At 49.0% G+C, this 16,252-nt stretch carries 15 protein-coding genes; 11 read left to right on the forward strand and 4 right to left on the reverse strand.

Annotated elements, in window-relative coordinates:
• The first annotated feature begins 28 nt into the window (after nt 1–28).
• From C5O19_RS17890 to C5O19_RS17935, 10 genes are all read left to right on the forward strand, one after another.
• A complete protein-coding gene (locus C5O19_RS17890; protein WP_165796055.1) occupies nt 29–1,096 on the forward strand; it encodes a toxin-antitoxin system YwqK family antitoxin in 1,068 nt (355 codons plus the stop codon).
• Between the two features lie 226 nt (nt 1,097–1,322).
• Nucleotides 1,323–1,886, forward strand: coding sequence for a YceD family protein (locus C5O19_RS17895; protein WP_104714759.1), 564 nt, complete (start codon nt 1,323–1,325; stop codon nt 1,884–1,886).
• 80 nt (nt 1,887–1,966) lie between these two features.
• Nucleotides 1,967–2,161: a 50S ribosomal protein L32 gene (gene rpmF, locus C5O19_RS17900; protein ID WP_094814969.1), complete on the forward strand. Its 195-nt coding sequence runs from the start codon at nt 1,967–1,969 to the stop codon at nt 2,159–2,161.
• Nucleotides 2,162–2,316: 155 nt separating this feature from the next.
• Complete coding sequence (gene plsX / locus C5O19_RS17905; RefSeq protein ID WP_094814967.1) at nt 2,317–3,252, forward strand: phosphate acyltransferase PlsX; 936 nt, start codon at nt 2,317–2,319, stop codon at nt 3,250–3,252.
• A gap of 66 nt (nt 3,253–3,318) precedes the next feature.
• Nucleotides 3,319–4,305: a beta-ketoacyl-ACP synthase III gene (locus C5O19_RS17910; protein WP_104714760.1), complete on the forward strand. Its 987-nt coding sequence runs from the start codon at nt 3,319–3,321 to the stop codon at nt 4,303–4,305.
• 157 nt (nt 4,306–4,462) lie between these two features.
• On the forward strand, nt 4,463–5,026 hold the full coding sequence (gene efp / locus C5O19_RS17915; RefSeq protein ID WP_094814963.1) for an elongation factor P: 564 nt from the start codon (nt 4,463–4,465) through the stop codon (nt 5,024–5,026).
• Between the two features lie 54 nt (nt 5,027–5,080).
• Complete coding sequence (accB, locus tag C5O19_RS17920) at nt 5,081–5,554, forward strand: acetyl-CoA carboxylase biotin carboxyl carrier protein (protein WP_104714761.1); 474 nt, start codon at nt 5,081–5,083, stop codon at nt 5,552–5,554.
• A 90-nt stretch (nt 5,555–5,644) separates the two neighbouring features.
• A complete protein-coding gene (gene accC, locus C5O19_RS17925) occupies nt 5,645–6,985 on the forward strand; it encodes an acetyl-CoA carboxylase biotin carboxylase subunit (RefSeq protein WP_104714762.1) in 1,341 nt (446 codons plus the stop codon).
• A gap of 177 nt (nt 6,986–7,162) precedes the next feature.
• Nucleotides 7,163–8,602, forward strand: coding sequence for an amino acid permease (locus C5O19_RS17930; RefSeq protein WP_104714920.1), 1,440 nt, complete (start codon nt 7,163–7,165; stop codon nt 8,600–8,602).
• Between the two features lie 290 nt (nt 8,603–8,892).
• Nucleotides 8,893–9,603: a glycosyltransferase family 2 protein gene (locus tag C5O19_RS17935; protein ID WP_104714763.1), complete on the forward strand. Its 711-nt coding sequence runs from the start codon at nt 8,893–8,895 to the stop codon at nt 9,601–9,603.
• Nucleotides 9,604–9,690: 87 nt separating this feature from the next.
• Here the strand turns inward: C5O19_RS17935 and C5O19_RS17940 are convergent, their stop codons facing one another.
• The 4 genes from C5O19_RS17940 to C5O19_RS26070 form a co-directional block, all read right to left on the reverse strand.
• Complete coding sequence (locus tag C5O19_RS17940; RefSeq protein WP_104714764.1) at nt 9,691–10,902, reverse strand: hypothetical protein; 1,212 nt, start codon at nt 10,900–10,902, stop codon at nt 9,691–9,693.
• A gap of 102 nt (nt 10,903–11,004) precedes the next feature.
• Nucleotides 11,005–12,984, reverse strand: a complete 1,980-nt coding sequence (locus tag C5O19_RS17945) for a sialate O-acetylesterase (protein ID WP_104714765.1) — start codon at nt 12,982–12,984, stop codon at nt 11,005–11,007.
• 194 nt (nt 12,985–13,178) lie between these two features.
• Nucleotides 13,179–14,417 (reverse strand): ornithine--oxo-acid transaminase, encoded by a 1,239-nt coding sequence (gene rocD / locus C5O19_RS17950; protein ID WP_104714766.1) that lies wholly within the window; start codon nt 14,415–14,417, stop codon nt 13,179–13,181.
• A 74-nt stretch (nt 14,418–14,491) separates the two neighbouring features.
• Nucleotides 14,492–14,662, reverse strand: coding sequence for a hypothetical protein (locus C5O19_RS26070; protein ID WP_165796056.1), 171 nt, complete (start codon nt 14,660–14,662; stop codon nt 14,492–14,494).
• A 244-nt stretch (nt 14,663–14,906) separates the two neighbouring features.
• On the opposite strand from C5O19_RS26070, the gene C5O19_RS17955 reads away from it, so the two are divergent.
• Entirely contained in the window at nt 14,907–16,247 is a 1,341-nt protein-coding gene (locus C5O19_RS17955; RefSeq protein ID WP_104714767.1) for an SWIM zinc finger family protein, read from the forward strand.
• Nucleotides 16,248–16,252: the final 5 nt, after the last annotated feature.

Consider the following 16,252-nt stretch of genomic DNA (forward strand, 5'->3'; position numbering starts at 1 on the left):
AGTCTGCGTTCCAACCCCTGTAGAATCTATGCGTATGAGCGTTGATACAACGATAACTAAAATTTCCAGCTTCTGGTTTGTCGCCGGATTATGCGTGTGTCTAAGTCAGACGACTTTCGCCCAGAATGATTCCATCTTTACGACGGCTAAGAAGCCCCTCATCGAGAAAAGCGGCCGCAAAACGATTCTGGACGAACTGAGCGAAAAAAAGAATAAAATCAAGGAGGCTTTCAGCAGTAAGGAAAATTTGAAAAAGGCCGCTCTGGAAGGGGTATCGGCTAGTGCAGGTGTGAACTCTCCACTCGGGGAACTTAACAGTGACGGATTACCGGCCGATCTGGGATTGAAAGTATCGCACCGAACGAAGAAAAGCGGGAAAAAGAAAATCAACAAATTCGCGGCTAGCGAGTACGAGGGCATTCCCATTACCCATATTACCAATCGACTGGGCTCAGGCGAACGCGTAACCATTGAAGAGTTTTTTGTACTTAAAACCTACCAGGCTCCCAGCGTCTACGTTCGAGATATTCACTGGTTTGACTACCGGGCACACCGGATTCTGACGACTTTGATCAAAGACAAAGAATACGCCCAGATTCTGCACGGTCCCTACCGACGATTCCGGGGTGAACACCTGGAAGAAGAGGGTTATTATTATATGGGCACCAAACACGGTCGCTGGGAAAAGTACGGTAAGGATGTGGACGGAGATGAGGGACTGTCGGATAAACAGATCTATGAAAAAGGTTTTCCCAACGAATCGGTTATCACGTATTACGATGCGAATCAAACCAAAATCAAGGAAGTGATTCCCAAAATGCACGGAAAGTACAGTGGCCTGTACCGTTCGTTTTACGAGGGAGGGCAGCTCAAAGAAGAGGGGACGCTGGATGATTCCGTACGCGTGAAACTTTGGCGGGAGTATCATCAGTTCGGTTCGGGTGGGCGTACCAAACGGGATATTCAGTACGGAAAAGACAAGTACGAAGCTATTGAAGGCACGGTGCTGCGGGAGTATGACAACCGGGGTAAACTGGTGTACGAAAACAAAAACAAGGGCAAAAAAGAGGAGGAAGTGGAAGGAGACCGTTTCTGAAACAGCCTTGGGTGGTACGCCAATTTAGCCCTAAATGAACGTGAGAGGATACGGTTCTGAGGCTGAAAATTAACTCGTGGGAGAGCGGGAAGCCTGGAACAAAGTCCGATTTTACGCATAGAAACCCTTAAATATTCACGAAACTAGGCTGTTCTGGAAAAAATGATTTTTCTACCGTTGTAAAAATCAGCAGATTGGCCTAACTTTGCGAGCCTTTTTGACAGAGATGAGTAATCCAAAGGAATTACGCCAATACGATATTGATATTCTCCAGCTCGAAAACAAGCATTACGACTTTCATTTCGAGGGAGGTAACGAATTTTTCGCTGCTCTGGATCAGAATCTGATTTCAAAAGGAGCTTTTAAAGCGAAAGTAGGTCTGGACAAATCGTCCACGATGCTGCAACTGAGTTTTGATATTGCCGGTAGCTACGAACTCATCTGTGACCGTAGTCTGGATCCTTTCGAGGAACCGTTTCAGACGAAGGAGAAGCAGATTCTAAAGTTTGGAGATAAGGCAGAGCAACTCTCGGATGAAATCGAAATTATTCCCTGGGAAACGGCTACCGTAAACATCGCCCGCTTCCTGTTTGATTTCATCGGCTTAACCGTCCCCATGAAAAAGCTACATCCCCGGTTTCGTACCGCAGAGAGCGATGAAGAGGACGAAGAAGCTACCGCCGAAATTCTGGTGTATTCATCGGCTAAGCCCGAAGAAAACGCCGAACCCGAGGTAGATCCCCGCTGGGAAGCCCTGAAAAAGTTGAAAAATGGTTCGAAAGGATCCTGATTTCAGCCCTGATTAAGCGTATTCATATCGATCAATAGCTAACAAACAGCCGCCTGTAGCGGCTCATAATTAAGAACAACATGGCACACCCTAAACGCCGTCACTCCAGCACCCGTCGTGACAAACGCCGGACTCATGATAATCTGACCGTAAAACAATTGGCAACGGATGCCACTACGGGCGAAGTACACCTTTACCACCGGGCTCACGTACACGAAGGAAATCTGTACTACCGCGGTAAAGTGGTAGTTGAGAACTACAAAGCCAACGCCTAAGTACGGGCGTTAGAAATGGTTAATTGCTGGGTATTCATTGGAGATGAGAGGTTTGACCACTCCGGTCAACTTCTACCGGTGAACTATCGGCAATTAACCATTTATTTTTTTGGCGAATCCCTTAATTTTGCCCGCCACCAAAATTGGTTACCTGGATGAAGATTGCTGTTGATGTTATGGGGGGTGATTTTGCCCCAAAAGCGATTGTAGAAGGAGCATTGCTGGCTGCTAATGAATTAACCGAGCAAGTTCGAATCGTATTGATTGGAAATCAGGCGGATATTCAGGAAGTCTTAGGTGAACGAACGTTACCGGCTACGATCGAAATTGTACATACCACCGAAGTGATTGCCATGGGCGAGCATCCTACCAAGGCCCTTTCTCAGAAGCCCAATTCCAGCATTGGAGTTGGGTTTAAACTTTTGAAAGAGCGAGTCGTAGATGCTTTCTGCTCGGCTGGCAATACGGGAGCGATGCACGTAGGGGCTCTCTTTAGCGTGAAAGCTGTTGAAGGACTCATTCGGCCCGCTATCGTGGGTTTTGCTCCGCAGGTTTCGGGTAAAATGGCCGTTTTGCTGGATATTGGTGCCAATGCCGACTGCAAGCCCGAAATGCTTGAACAATTCGGTGAAATTGGTTCCCTATATGCACAGTATACCCACGGTGTCGATAATCCTCGCGTAGCACTGGTGAATATTGGTGAAGAAGAACAGAAAGGATCACTCGTAGCTCAGGCGGCTCATCAGTTGATGAAAGCCACCAAGAAGTACAACTTTATCGGTAACCTCGAAGGTAAAGAGCTGTTTACGGATAAGGCAGATGTGATTGTTTGTGATGGATTTACCGGAAACGTCATTTTAAAAATGGGCGAATCCATTTATGATATTCTCAAAAGCCGGGGTGTGGACGACGAATTTGTCAACCACATGAATTACGAAGCCGCGGGCGGAAGCCCTATTTTAGGCGTGAATGGAAACGTCATTATTGCTCACGGTATTTCTTCCCCGCTAGCGATTAAGAGTATGATTCTATTAGCCAAACGGCAAGTCGAATCAGACGTATATACGAAGATCAAGCAAGCGTTAAGTTAGCAAAGTGAGCACGAATCCGCCGACGTATGGGCAGTGGCTTCGTGCTTTTTTGCTTTAGAATACACTATGAAAATCACTGCAGCGATCACGGGCGTTCACGGATACGTGCCTGACTACATATTGACGAATGAAGAACTTTCGACAATGGTAGATACTTCAGACGAATGGATTACGAGTCGTACGGGCATCAAGGAGCGTCATATTCTCAAAGGCGAAGGACAAGGTACTTCGGTCATGGGCATTGAAGCAGTGAAGGGCTTACTGGCCAAAACGAATACGAAGCCGGAAGAAATAGATTTGTTGCTGTGTGCAACGGTTACTCCCGATTACGTATTTCCTTCAACGGCCAATCTGATTGCAACGGCTTGTGGTCTGGGTCACGTACCCAGCTTCGATTTAGGAGCGGCTTGCTCGGGCTTTGTCTATGCACTGACCATTGGCTCTCAGTTCATCGAAACCGGTAAATACCGCAAAGTCATTGTTGTGGGAGCGGATAAAATGTCATCCATCGTTGATTATCAGGATCGGACGACGTGTGTGCTGTTTGGTGACGGAGCCGGAGCTGTTTTGCTCGAACCCAATGCCGATGGATATGGTATTGTAGACTCGAAAGTTTATTCGGATGGAGCCGGTGTGCAACACCTGTACCAAAAGGCGGGGGGGAGTAAGTATCCACCCACGCTAGAAACGGTACAGAACCGCGAGCACTTTGCCCGTCAGGAAGGGCAGGCGGTATTCAAATTCGCCGTGGTACGAATGGCCGAGGTAGCCGCCGAAATCATGGAGCGAAATCAATTGACCAGCGAAGAGATTGCCTGGCTGGTACCTCACCAAGCCAATAAACGCATCATCGATGCGACGGCTCAACGCATGGGCATTGGGCCCGAAAAGGTAATGCTTAACATTCACAAGTACGGTAATACCACCGCAGCTACGATTCCACTGTGTTTGTGGGATTACGAAAGCCAACTCAAGAAAGGCGACAATCTGGTACTGGCTGCCTTTGGCGGTGGGTTTACCTGGGGTGCCGCTTTAGTAAAGTGGGCGATCTAACTTTCTGTACGCATCTTTCCTGATGTTCATCAGGCTTTGAATACGAAGAAAGTAGCCAGCAGAAATCCTGGCTACTTTTATTATCAAATACCTTGGTTCCGGTTCACGGAATATCCGTTTGGAATCCAGCAACTCAAGCATTCAAAAATTCTCCTTCATGGCAACGACCGCAGACATTAAAAACGGCCTGGTCATTAATTACAATAACGACCTGTTCCAAATTGTCGAATTCTTACACGTGAAACCCGGTAAAGGCCCTGCTTTCGTACGTACGAAACTGCGAAACCTCACCACGGGTCGGGTTATTGATAACACGTTCAACTCCGGCGTAGCGATTTATCCAGTACGGGTAGAACGTCGTACGTTCCAGTTTCTTTACAAAGACGAGACGGGTTACAACTTCATGGATAATGAAACGTTCGATCAGATTACGCTGGACGAAAAACTCGTGGAAGGGGCTGATCTGATGAAAGAAGGCCAGAACGTTGAAATTCTGATCAATACGGAAACGGAAGCTCCCTTAACGATGGAATTACCTCCCTTTGTTGAACTGGAAGTAACCTACGCTGAGCCCGGTATCCGCGGGGATACGGCCAACTCCCCCAAGAAACCCGTAGAAGTAGAAACGGGTGCTAAAATCATGGTACCTCTGTTTATCGAGCAAGGTGAAAAAATCCGGATCGATACCCGTACCTACGATTACGTAGAACGCGTAAAGTAATACCGCCAGTCGGCCTGTACGCGTCGACTCTTCAAGACCGAAAATTCATTCACAATGGAAACCAAAGACATACAACATCTACTTGATTTCATCGCCCAATCTGGATTGGACGAAGTAAACATTGAAACGACTGACCTGAAAATCAGCGTGAAGCGTTACGCGGGTGTAGCAGCCCCCGTGGCGGCTCCAGCTCCGGTAGCCGCCCCCGCTGCCGCTCCGGCTCCGGTAGCTACTCCGAGTGCTCCGGCGGCTCCGGCCCAGCCTGCAGCGGCGGCGGAAGCTTCCAACCTGATTACGGTTAAGTCGCCCATGATCGGTACGTTCTACCGGGCGGGTAGCCCCGATGCTCCGGCATTCGTGGAAGTAGGTACGGAAATCAAGCCTGGTAAAGTAGTTTGTGTGGTTGAAGCCATGAAACTTTTCAACGAAATCGAGTCAGAAGTATCCGGCCGTATCGTGAAAGTACTGGTTGAAAATGCCACGCCGGTTGAATACGACCAGCCTCTGTTCTTAGTTGAACCTGTGTAAGTTAGTTTTCTGTTTTCAGTCGTCCGTTTTCACTAGGAGCGGGCGGTGATTTTATCGAATACAGAAAACCGAAAACTGCAAACTGAAAAGATGTTTAAGAAGATATTGATTGCCAACCGTGGCGAGATTGCCCTGCGGATCATCCGTACCTGTCGGGAAATGGGTATTAAAACGGTGGCTGTATACTCGACTGCCGATCGCGAAAGTCTGCACGTACGTTTTGCGGATGAGGCAGTATGTATCGGGCCTCCGCCAAGTCGCCAGTCTTATTTAAGTATCCCCAATTTGATTTCAGCGGCTGAAGTAACCGGTGCGGATGCCATTCACCCCGGTTATGGATTCCTTTCGGAAAATGCCGAGTTTTCGCAAATCTGCCGCGAATACGGAATCAAGTTCATTGGCGCTACTCCCGAGCAAATCAATTCCATGGGTGATAAGGCTACGGCCAAGGCAACCATGAAAGCCGCTGGTGTACCGGTTATCCCCGGTTCCGACGGTTTGCTGGAATCCCTTGAGCAGGGAATCGAGTTAGCCCGTGGTATTTACCCCGTCATCATCAAGGCTACGGCCGGTGGAGGTGGACGCGGTATGCGGGTCATTCGCAGCGAAGAAGAATTTGAAAAAGCCTGGCACGACGCTCGTACGGAATCGGCGGCGGCGTTCGGCAACGATGGTCTGTACATGGAGAAATTCGTGGAAGAACCCCGTCACATCGAAATTCAGATCGTAGGAGATCAATTTGGTCGGGTATGCCACCTGTCCGAACGCGATTGCTCCATCCAGCGTCGTCACCAGAAACTGGTCGAAGAAACGCCTTCTCCCATCATTACGCCGGAGTTACGGGCAAAAATGGGTGAAGCGGCCATCAAAGGAGCATCCGCCATCGGTTACGAAGGAGCGGGTACCATTGAGTTCCTCGTCGACAAACACGGTAACTTCTACTTCATGGAAATGAATACCCGTATTCAGGTTGAACACCCGATTACGGAAGAAGTAACCGATTTCGATTTGATCAAAGAACAAATCAAAGTGGCCGCCGGTGTACCCATTTCAGGTCAGAGCTACAGTCCGAAACTGTACTCCATGGAATGTCGCATCAATGCCGAAGATCCCGGACATAATTTCCGTCCGGCTCCCGGCAAAATCACGACGCTGCACCTGCCCGGTGGACATGGCGTACGGATTGACAGCCACGTATACGCGGGTTACACCATTCCGCCGAACTATGATTCCATGATTGCCAAGGTGATCGTAACGGGTCAGAGTCGGGAGGAAGTGATTACGCGGATGAAACGGGCTCTGTCGGAATTCGTCATCGAAGGCGTAAAAACGACGATTCCTTTCCATTTGCGACTCATGGACGATCCGTCCTTCCAAAGCGGACAGTTCACGACGCAATTCCTCAATGACTTCGATTTCAGCGGACTTTAAGAGTCAACTGCTAGGGATACTGAAAAAGGCTGGAGCGATCCAGCCTTTTTTTATGGCTTGAAAGTCCGCAAACTGGCCGCACTTTCGTTCCAGATGATCCTATTTTCAGGCTCAATGGTAGCGGGATCGCCCTTCGCAAATTATATTTACAAAATTCCCTACCAAAAAGATAGATTAATGAGCCGGATTAAGTCCATTGCTTCGCTGCAAACCGAAGCTGCCCAGCAAGGTAGTAATACCCTAAAACGAAGCCTGAGTTCCTGGAATTTAATTGCCATTGGTATTGGCGTAATCATCGGAGCCGGACTTTTTTCGCTCACGGGTATCGCCGCAGCCAACAATACGGGTCCGGCCGTTGTACTATCCTTTTTGCTAGCGGCTGTTGGATGTGCGTTCAGTGCCCTGTGTTACGCCGAATTTGCGGCCATGGTGCCCGTAGCGGGTAGTGCGTATACGTATGCTTACGCCACCATGGGCGAACTTTTTGCTTGGATCATCGGCTGGGATTTAATCCTCGAATACTCCGTAGGAGCGGCTACCGTTTCGATTAGCTGGTCGCAGTACCTGATTAAATTTCTGGCTTCCTACGGGATTCATCTGCCACCGCAGTGGGTACGCGGTCCTTTTGAAGCCGTAACGCTGGCCGACGGTAGTACGGTCAGCGGAATTATGAATGTACCGGCCCTGCTTATTCTCTGGATCATCACTGCTATTATCATTCGGGGTACAAAGGGCTCGGCCTGGGTAAATGGCATCATCGTGGCGATCAAAGTTGCGGTCGTAATTGTGTTTATTGCGTTGGGTATTCAGTACATCAAACCGGAAAACTACCATCCCTTCATTCCTGAAAACACGGGTACTTTTGGCGAATTTGGAGCGAGTGGAATCCTTCGCGGAGCCGGGGTGATTTTCTTCGTATTCATTGGTTTTGATATTGTAGCCGCAATGGCTCAGGAAGCCCGCAATCCCCAACGAACCATGCCCATTGGCATTATTGGGTCTTTAGCCATCTGTACGGTCTTATTCGTGGTATTTGGCTTTGTCCTTACGGGTATGGCTCACTATACGGAATTTAAAAATAGTGCAGCTCCCATCGCCGTAGCGATCGAAAAAACGCCGTATCAGTGGCTACAGCAGCTGATCATCCTGGGCATTCTGATTGGATATACCTCCGTAATCATGGTGGACTTGCTAGGACAGTCCCGGGTGTTTTACACGATGAGTAAAGACGGCCTGCTGCCCCGCGTCTTTTCCAGCCTACATCCGCGTTTTCAGACGCCGCATAAATCCAACGTTTTACTGTGTACATTCATCAGCTTATTCGCCGGGTTCATGCCCATTCACATTGTAGGTGAAATGGTTAGTATTGGGACCTTACTAGCTTTTGTGATGGTTTGCCTGGGCGTAATTGTTCTCCGAAAACGACAACCCGAAACGCCTCGGCCGTTCCGTACGCCCTGGGTACCCGTCGTGCCCATTTTGGGCATTCTCACGTGCTTACTGATGATGTTTTCTCTGCCTTTAGATACCTGGATTCGTTTAATTGTATGGCTACTGATTGGCTTTGCGATTTATTTTTTATACGGAAAAAAGCAAAGTAAACTCCGAGAAAAATAGAGCTAAAGAAGTCCGGGTGGATACGATAGTCAAGTGTTTGTCCTTCCCTTTTTTAAAAAAAAACGATAGAAACACAAAGGCATGTAAATGCGGATCGGATTTGGGTAGTTAAGGTTGTGGAAATCAAATAGTTATTTAAGTTTTAAAAAATAGAGTAAAGCCTAGCAAATCACTGCATACCTACGGTGTGCGGTTGATACTAGTACCTCTGCTATGGAATTTTATACCTATCTTTTCAAACTTTTTTGACCTACTTCCCGAACTTTCGACCTTATCCTACCGCGTTTACAATGTTACTATCTGTTATTGTTCCCGCATACAACGAAGAAAAAACGATTCAACGCGTTCTTTCACGATTGGAATCCATTCAACTGTTATCCCCTTTTGAGAAAGAAATTATTGTCATCAATGACTGCTCAAAAGATCAGACGGAACGAGCCGTTAAGGAATTTCAAAGTCTGCATCCTAACCTGGATTTGACGTACTTAAAGCACGAAGTAAATCAGGGAAAGGGAGCTGCGTTACATACGGGTTTCAGAGCTGCTAAAGGAGATTATATCATTGTACAGGATGCGGATCTGGAGTATGACCCCGAAGAATTTAATCTACTGCTGAAACCGATCATCAATGGTTATGCCGATGTAGTGTACGGTTCGCGGTTTATGGGTGGTCGCCCGCACCGGATTTTGTTTTTCTGGCATTCCATCGGCAACAAAATGCTGACTTTCGCTAGCAACATGTTCACCAATCTTAACCTCACGGATATGGAAACGTGTTACAAACTCTTTCGGGCTGATCTACTAAAAGGGCTCAAACTGGAAGAAAAACGCTTCGGCTTTGAGCCCGAAGTAACGGCCAAAATTTCCCGTATCAAAGGCATCCGCATTTATGAAGTGGGCGTTTCGTATTACGGACGCACCTACGAGGAAGGTAAAAAAATCAACTGGAAAGACGGCTTTCGGGCCATATACTGTATTCTCAAGTACGGCTTGGGAGGCTAAGCCGATCCGAAGCATACGCTTTAAAAAGAAAACGTTCCGAACGAATGCTTCGGAACGTTTTCTTTTTTAATAGAACGGATACAAAGGTTAAGCTTCTGCGTTCTTTTGTAAGGGCCAGTAGGCATTGAACAGGGTTAGATACCACAAGATCAATACCGTAGGTAATGAATATTTATCCCAGGAAAGCTGAGCTTTGCCGAGCATCAATAGATTAATGAGTAACACCCAACTACCCAGTGAAAGCTCAGGTGTGATGAATCGCATCAACAGCAAGAGCATCAAAACGGCGTATAGCAGTTGTTTAACAAGGCCCGAAAGTCCAATTAAGGTTAAGCCCTGATCGACATAGCCCAGATACGGCCAGTCAAAATACTTGTTATTGGTTTGTTGAGCCGGGAAGAATACGGCAATAATCAGGACCACAACCACCAGTCCAAGGAAGAGAAGGGGATTCTTGCGGGGATAAGCCAGATAGTGCCCCCAGCGGCGGGTCATCAGAGCTTCGGGAATGACAAAATAGACGCTGATACAGGAACTGGCGTAGAGGACAAAACCCAGGTTATACATCTTTCCCGTCTCGTAATATTGACGAGCCATTTCGGCCGCCGGAGCCGCTCCTTTCCACAGTAAAACCCAAGGTACCAGACTCAGTACGGCTAATAGGTAAGCAGGCCAGGGTGTTTGCTTGAAAAAAACCGGAATAAATCCCCAACCATTTTGTTGATACGATTGCCAGACCAGGTGCATGAGGATTGCGGCTGGAAAGGCAATCATGTACTGCCGTGAACAAACCGCCGCAATAAAAAACAGACTGGCTACCAGGTGGGAATTCCGTAGGTAATAGACGAAACCCAGCAGCACGCAAATCATAGCGATAATGTCCGTGTAGTAATAAATGCTACAGAGGTAGTAGCTAGGAAACAGGAAAATGCCGATTAGGCTCACCCACAAGCGAGCCGTAGGCCGGGGTGGGGTCCAGATAAAGAGGAGAAGGATGCCGTAACTCAATACGAAATTCAGCATCCGTAAGTAAAAAATGTCTTCACCAAACAACCGAATGATCCAGCCACCTAGAATAAAGGGGAGTGGCGTGTTCAGTTCTCCGTACGTTTCGAGTAAACGGAGCGAAGGAATGGGTTCTTTACTAAACTGAATGGCCGTTTGCAGAAAGTGAATTTCATCCTGATACAGGGCTTCGCTGAAAAAGCGTTTATACACAAAAATCAAAGCGTATATCACCAGAAAAACCAGCGAGGCCAGGAGGGGTCGAGTCGTGGAAGAAGGAGCCGTTTGCGTCATAGAAGGGAAGAAGGTGTCTGGTACTAAGTAAAAACTAACAGAGGGCATCCATGTGGATAGCCCCTGCATACATCAGCCGAATTCGATTAGACTTTCGACGGTTTAATACTTCATCAATCGTTTACTTACTTTCAGACCCGTATCAGTCACCAGCGTCAGTACATAGATACCGGGTTTAAGCGTTTGCACGTTCAAGTCCGCCGATTTTTCGTCGGAAATCTCCCGTTGGGCCAGTTTTGCACCCTGCAAACTAGATAGTGTCAAGGTCCCTTTCAGCGTTGCTCCAAAGCTCAGAGAGACGTTTGTGGTGGCGGGGTTAGGCATAACCCGCCAGTTCGCCGTTAAGTACGATTCTGATAAAGCAGGACTTTGAATTTCAGCGGAAGCGTACGGTGATTCCGAAACGGCACTAATGGCCTTTAGCCGATACGTATAGGTTTGGCTGGGTTCCGTAGTTAGATCTTCGTAGGAAGTGGCCTCACCCTTGAGTTCGGCTAGTAATTCATAGGTGTTGGATGAAGCCGTCTTCCGCTCCAGCCGATAACGCTGGACATTCGTTACGGCTGGCCAGTTCAGCGAGACGACACTCCGGTTGAGTTGAGCTTTTAGGGATAACTCAATGGCCGTTGCAATTGGAAATTCGTGAAAAGTAAATGCGCCCAGCCCCCGGCTATTTGACAAAAAGGGTCCTGGGAAAAAACGCATATCCGACCGGATGTTGTACGAAGGCAGATAATTAAGCTTCGTTGCTGCGATTGGATTTCGAAGCGTCAGTACTACCTGATTGCCGCTGGCCTGCCCCGAAGCGACGGGAGCTACGGAAGTTTCCTTGCCGTCCAGGTAAAAAAAGTCTTTTAGGCTGACGGTAACCGATTTGCCGGATAGGTCGGTTACTACCTGATCGGCGGGCCATACCATCGTCTGGTTGGCATCAAATTCCAGGACGATACTCGATTTTTCGGCGTTTCCGTAAAATACCTTCTGGATGTTAGGGGTACGAACCTGCAGTGTATCCGTGGATTTATAGAGTTTGGGCGAAAGAAAGCGGAAAAGCCGTTCGGCGAGTTCCTGATAACCCGGTACTTCATAATGAATGCCGTCATAAGAGGGTAATCCTACGGTAGCAAAGTGGTCATTCTTCGGATACAGTATTGGGCTTTTTCGCTGCAATTCCCGAATGGCTCCTGCCGTATAATTAGCGGAAGCGAGTAGGTTGAGCTGCATAATGACGAAGCGGTCGACCAGGGGCATATCCTTTTGCCACTTCTTCTGCAACTGGTCAAACTGAGCCGGATAATTTTCCGTAAAGCCCAGGATGTCATCTTCACCCTGGTAATAAAAATACGCCCGAATGCGATTGATGCGGGATTTTTGAATCCGGTACAGCAAATGGTCGTAAATACCGCCTAATTGCTGGTCGATTTTTGTACCCGGAAAGGCTCCATTGACCACGCAAACGGGAATTTTATAGGTTTCGATTACTTGCCGCTGTAATTCCCGGCCCCAATAACCGACCGGAGAAACGGCCCAACCCGCGTCAATCCAGTTCGTATCGGCTTGGGAAACCCCATTCGGACTCTGAGCGGGGGTACTCGAAAAGGTGCGGGCATATTTACCGCTATAGTTGTAAGGCTTGAGGGCATTGGCATTGGATTGCCCTTGGATTACAAAAAAATCACCCGCCACCACGTCCGATCGAGTGGCCATCAGTACCGAATCCTGCTTACGGCAGCAGTACACCTGAAAGGAATAGTCGGCGAGTTCGGCCTTGATGGTCGGCGACAACTGAAAGGTTGCCCGGGTCGTATTGGGGATAAAGGTAAAGGCCGCTTTGTGGTAGGAATACTTTTGATTGTTCCGATACGTAATTACCGACATATATTCCCAATCCGTACCCGTCGTTCGGCCTGAGATCGGTACAAGGGCCGTATTGTTATCGTCGCGGGCATAAAGCTGATTATCGCGGGGAAGCTGATCGAACGTGACCCAGCCCACTTGCTGGGCGCTCACGGAAAGCGTACTCAATAACCCCACTAGTAAACTTAATAAAGGGGTATTAAAGGAAGGTAGAAGGTATTTCATAGTTAAAACGGGGGCTTCTTCTTCGTTGGCTTTACAAAGAAAGCGTTTCTAAGAGTAGGCGAATGTAGTTCGTCTTCAAAATTACAGGATGAATGGCTTTTACTAGTAAGCGGTACAAAAAATAAGGATTTCCTTCCGATGATAAGAAGGAAATCCTTAGGCTATGAAAAATTGAATGAAGAGATAAAGATCAATTACTTCGACCGCACGGCCTGCTCAATAATAGCACAAGCCTCCTCCATCTGAGCTTCGGTAATCACCAGGGGTGGGGCAAAGCGAATTTTATTACCGTGCGTAGGTTTGGCCAGTAACCCCCGGTCTTTCAAATCCAGACACAGTTGCCAGGCGGTATTACTCGTTTCGGTGTCATTAATAACGATGGCATTGAGTAAGCCTTTTCCCCGAACCAGCGTAATCAGATCACTTTTCTGGCTGAGTTCACCCATGCGGCGGCGAAACAGTTCGCCCATTCGTTCGGCGTTTTCGGCGAGTTTTTCTTCCCGAATCACATCCAGAGCGGCCATGGTGACGGCACAGGCCAGGGGATTTCCGCCGTAGGTGCTCCCGTGTTCGCCGGGGCGAATGGTCAGCATGATCTCGTCGTCAGCCAGGACGCAGGAAACGGGATACACGCCACCCGACAAAGCTTTGCCTAGTACCAGGATGTCTGGACGAACGCCTTCGTGATCGCAGGCCAGTCGTTTACCCGTACGGCCCAGACCCGTCTGCACTTCGTCAGCAATGAAGAGTACGTTGTATTTCGTACAGAGGTCACGAACGCCCCGCAGATACCCCTCGTCGGGTACGACTACGCCCGCTTCACCCTGAATGGGTTCTACCATAAAACCGGCGATGGTCGGATCTGCGGCCAGGGTTTCTTCCAGAGCCGTCAGATCATTGTAGGGAATAATGACATACCCGGGCAGGAAAGGTCCGTATTCGTTCCGGCTGTCGGGATCCGTCGAGGCCGAGATGGCGGCCAGCGTACGACCCCAGAAGTTTCCGGCGGCGAATACCGTTTTGGCCTGATCGGCAGCAACGCCTTTGACTTTATACGCCCATTTCCGGGTGAGCTTCAGAGCCGTTTCGCCGCCTTCCACGCCCGAATTCATCATCAGGGCCTTGTCGTAACCGAAATATTCGGCCAGATACTTTTCGCATTCGCCGAGTTTATCGGAGTAAAACGCACGGGAGGTCAGCGTCAGTCGCTGGGCCTGTTCGGTTAACGCAGCAATGATCGCGGGATGGCAATGGCCCTGATTGACCGCTGAATACGCGGAAAGAAAATCGAGATACTGTTTATTTTCCACATCCCAAACGTATACGCCCTGGCCTCGGCTCAGGACTACGGGGAGGGGGTGGTAATTGTGAGCACCGTATCGCTCTTCCAGGGCAATGGCTCGCTGGGTAGGGGATTCAAACGTCGTGTACATCGCTAGCTAGGGGTGAAAAGGAAGAAAACCGAAAGGCGGCGGCCCTTCGTTTATATAAAACCAGGAAAGCGGTACTACTGCGGAATTTCACCCGCCGTGGCTATGACGTAGAGCAGTTGATCGGAGGAGGTACGGATGCGGTGAAGCTTACAGAAATGACCGTACAAGGTACCCGCCGTAGCCGTCCGCCGGGCTTTGCTCGGGCATAGGAAAAAGAGGGTTTGTTTGTGAAATAAATCGGCCATACTATGCATGTTAGATGGCCTAAGCTACGAAAAAAAGCCCGGATTTTGGGCGGGTCACCTAAACAACAACGGAGCTTTCATGACGAAAAAGGAATAATCCTGGAAAAAAAATGACGGAACTAAGTCTTTGATTTTCTGTCAGATGAGGAGAAGCTTGCGCCTTGCCTTGGCTGGCTAATACGGACATTTTCCGGATCATTGTTTTTCTTTACCCCCTTGAAGGATGTTGTATTAAGCGAACCACGTGAATTCAATAACGGAAGAACAAGTCGTTTCATTAGCTCCCGATGCTGCTTCGCTCAAAGCAGGCAAAGCCTTAGCCGTTGAGAATAAATGGCTGACGCTGGCATTCAACGACCGCGTCCTGTGGGGCGAGCTACAGGGGAGCGGCAAGGATCCCTACCGCACCCAGATAGACCTGGGGCAAATGGCCTCTAAATGCAGTTGCCCCAGCCGGAAATTTCCCTGCAAACACGGCTTGGGCCTGTTGTTACTCTTTGCTAAATCCTCACCTGCCTTTCAGTCTCCGCCCGAAGAACCCGGTTGGGTAAGCGAGTGGATGGATAAACGCCAGACGAAAGCCGAAAAAGCCGCTGAATCCGTGGTGGCCTCGCCCGCAACGGACGAGCAAAAAGAAAAGGATCGACAGAAACGGCAACAGGAACGCCTGCGAAAAGTACAGGGCGGCGTTACGGAGCTGGGCCAGTGGTTGCGGGATATGGTGCGAACGGGAACCCTAAACGTACCCGAACGCGGCTACCGGCATTTTGATCAGACCGCCGCCCGCATGGTCGATGCTCAGGCTACCGGACTGGCGAATGCCGTGAAAGCCTTCAATGCCATTCCGTACGCGGGCTCCGACTGGCAGAGTCAGGTGTTGGAACAGTGTACCAAGCTGTTTGTCTGGACGGAGGCGTTCAAAAATCTGGATTCCTTGCCCATACCCGTACAGGAAGATATTAAAACGGCCCTCGGTTGGAGCCGCTCGGCCAAAGACTTGGATTCTGAAGGCGAAGTCGTCACCGATGACTGGCTGGTACTGGGTCGCCTGACGCGGGAAGAAGAGCGGATTACCGTGCAGCAAAACTGGCTCTGGGGTCACCAGACGAACCGCATCGCACTGGTACTGAATTTCGCGTATCAGAATGCGGGCATCGAAACGCCCCTGGTACCGGGCACGAGTTCCCGGGCGGAGTTACGCTTCTTTCCCTCGGCTTTTCCTTTTCGGGCGATCGTTAGTAATCATTCCGGCTATTCCACTTTACATACACCACCGCTGGCATTTGCCAACTGGCTGGAGACAGAAGCGTTCCTGAACCAAATCTGGCTGATTCAACCCTGGGCTGATCAAATTCCGCTGTGGATAGAAAAGGTATCGTTGGTACGGGTAGGCGATCAATGGGTATTGCGGGATACTGAAAACCGGGTTGTACCGCTCTCGGATCAATTTTACGAAATGAAAATTTTCCATCTGCTGGCTCTCGGTGGCGGAAATCCCCTGACCTTATCGGTACGCTACAGCGACGGTACGGTCTATCCGCTCGGAATTTGGCTGGATGATCAGTACCAACTCTTACCTTCTTAAGCCGC

This window comes from Siphonobacter curvatus, from assembly GCF_002943425.1.
GTDB classification, from domain to species: Bacteria; Bacteroidota; Bacteroidia; order Cytophagales; family Spirosomataceae; genus Siphonobacter; species Siphonobacter curvatus.

Bases quoted from the DNA above. Each gene is read 5' to 3' on its own strand.
- C5O19_RS17890 (WP_165796055.1), top strand. From the start codon at position 29: ATGCGTATGAGCGTTGATACAACGATAACTAAAATTTCCAGCTTCTGG.
- C5O19_RS17895 (WP_104714759.1), top strand. From the start codon at position 1,323: ATGAGTAATCCAAAGGAATTACGCCAATACGATATTGATATTCTCCAG.
- rpmF (WP_094814969.1), top strand. From the start codon at position 1,967: ATGGCACACCCTAAACGCCGTCACTCCAGCACCCGTCGTGACAAACGC.
- plsX (WP_094814967.1), top strand. From the start codon at position 2,317: ATGAAGATTGCTGTTGATGTTATGGGGGGTGATTTTGCCCCAAAAGCG.
- C5O19_RS17910 (WP_104714760.1), top strand. From the start codon at position 3,319: ATGAAAATCACTGCAGCGATCACGGGCGTTCACGGATACGTGCCTGAC.
- efp (WP_094814963.1), top strand. From the start codon at position 4,463: ATGGCAACGACCGCAGACATTAAAAACGGCCTGGTCATTAATTACAAT.
- accB (WP_104714761.1), top strand. From the start codon at position 5,081: ATGGAAACCAAAGACATACAACATCTACTTGATTTCATCGCCCAATCT.
- accC (WP_104714762.1), top strand. From the start codon at position 5,645: ATGTTTAAGAAGATATTGATTGCCAACCGTGGCGAGATTGCCCTGCGG.
- C5O19_RS17930 (WP_104714920.1), top strand. From the start codon at position 7,163: ATGAGCCGGATTAAGTCCATTGCTTCGCTGCAAACCGAAGCTGCCCAG.
- C5O19_RS17935 (WP_104714763.1), top strand. From the start codon at position 8,893: ATGTTACTATCTGTTATTGTTCCCGCATACAACGAAGAAAAAACGATT.
- C5O19_RS17940 (WP_104714764.1), bottom strand. From the start codon at position 10,902: ATGACGCAAACGGCTCCTTCTTCCACGACTCGACCCCTCCTGGCCTCG.
- C5O19_RS17945 (WP_104714765.1), bottom strand. From the start codon at position 12,984: ATGAAATACCTTCTACCTTCCTTTAATACCCCTTTATTAAGTTTACTA.
- rocD (WP_104714766.1), bottom strand. From the start codon at position 14,417: ATGTACACGACGTTTGAATCCCCTACCCAGCGAGCCATTGCCCTGGAA.
- C5O19_RS26070 (WP_165796056.1), bottom strand. From the start codon at position 14,662: ATGGCCGATTTATTTCACAAACAAACCCTCTTTTTCCTATGCCCGAGC.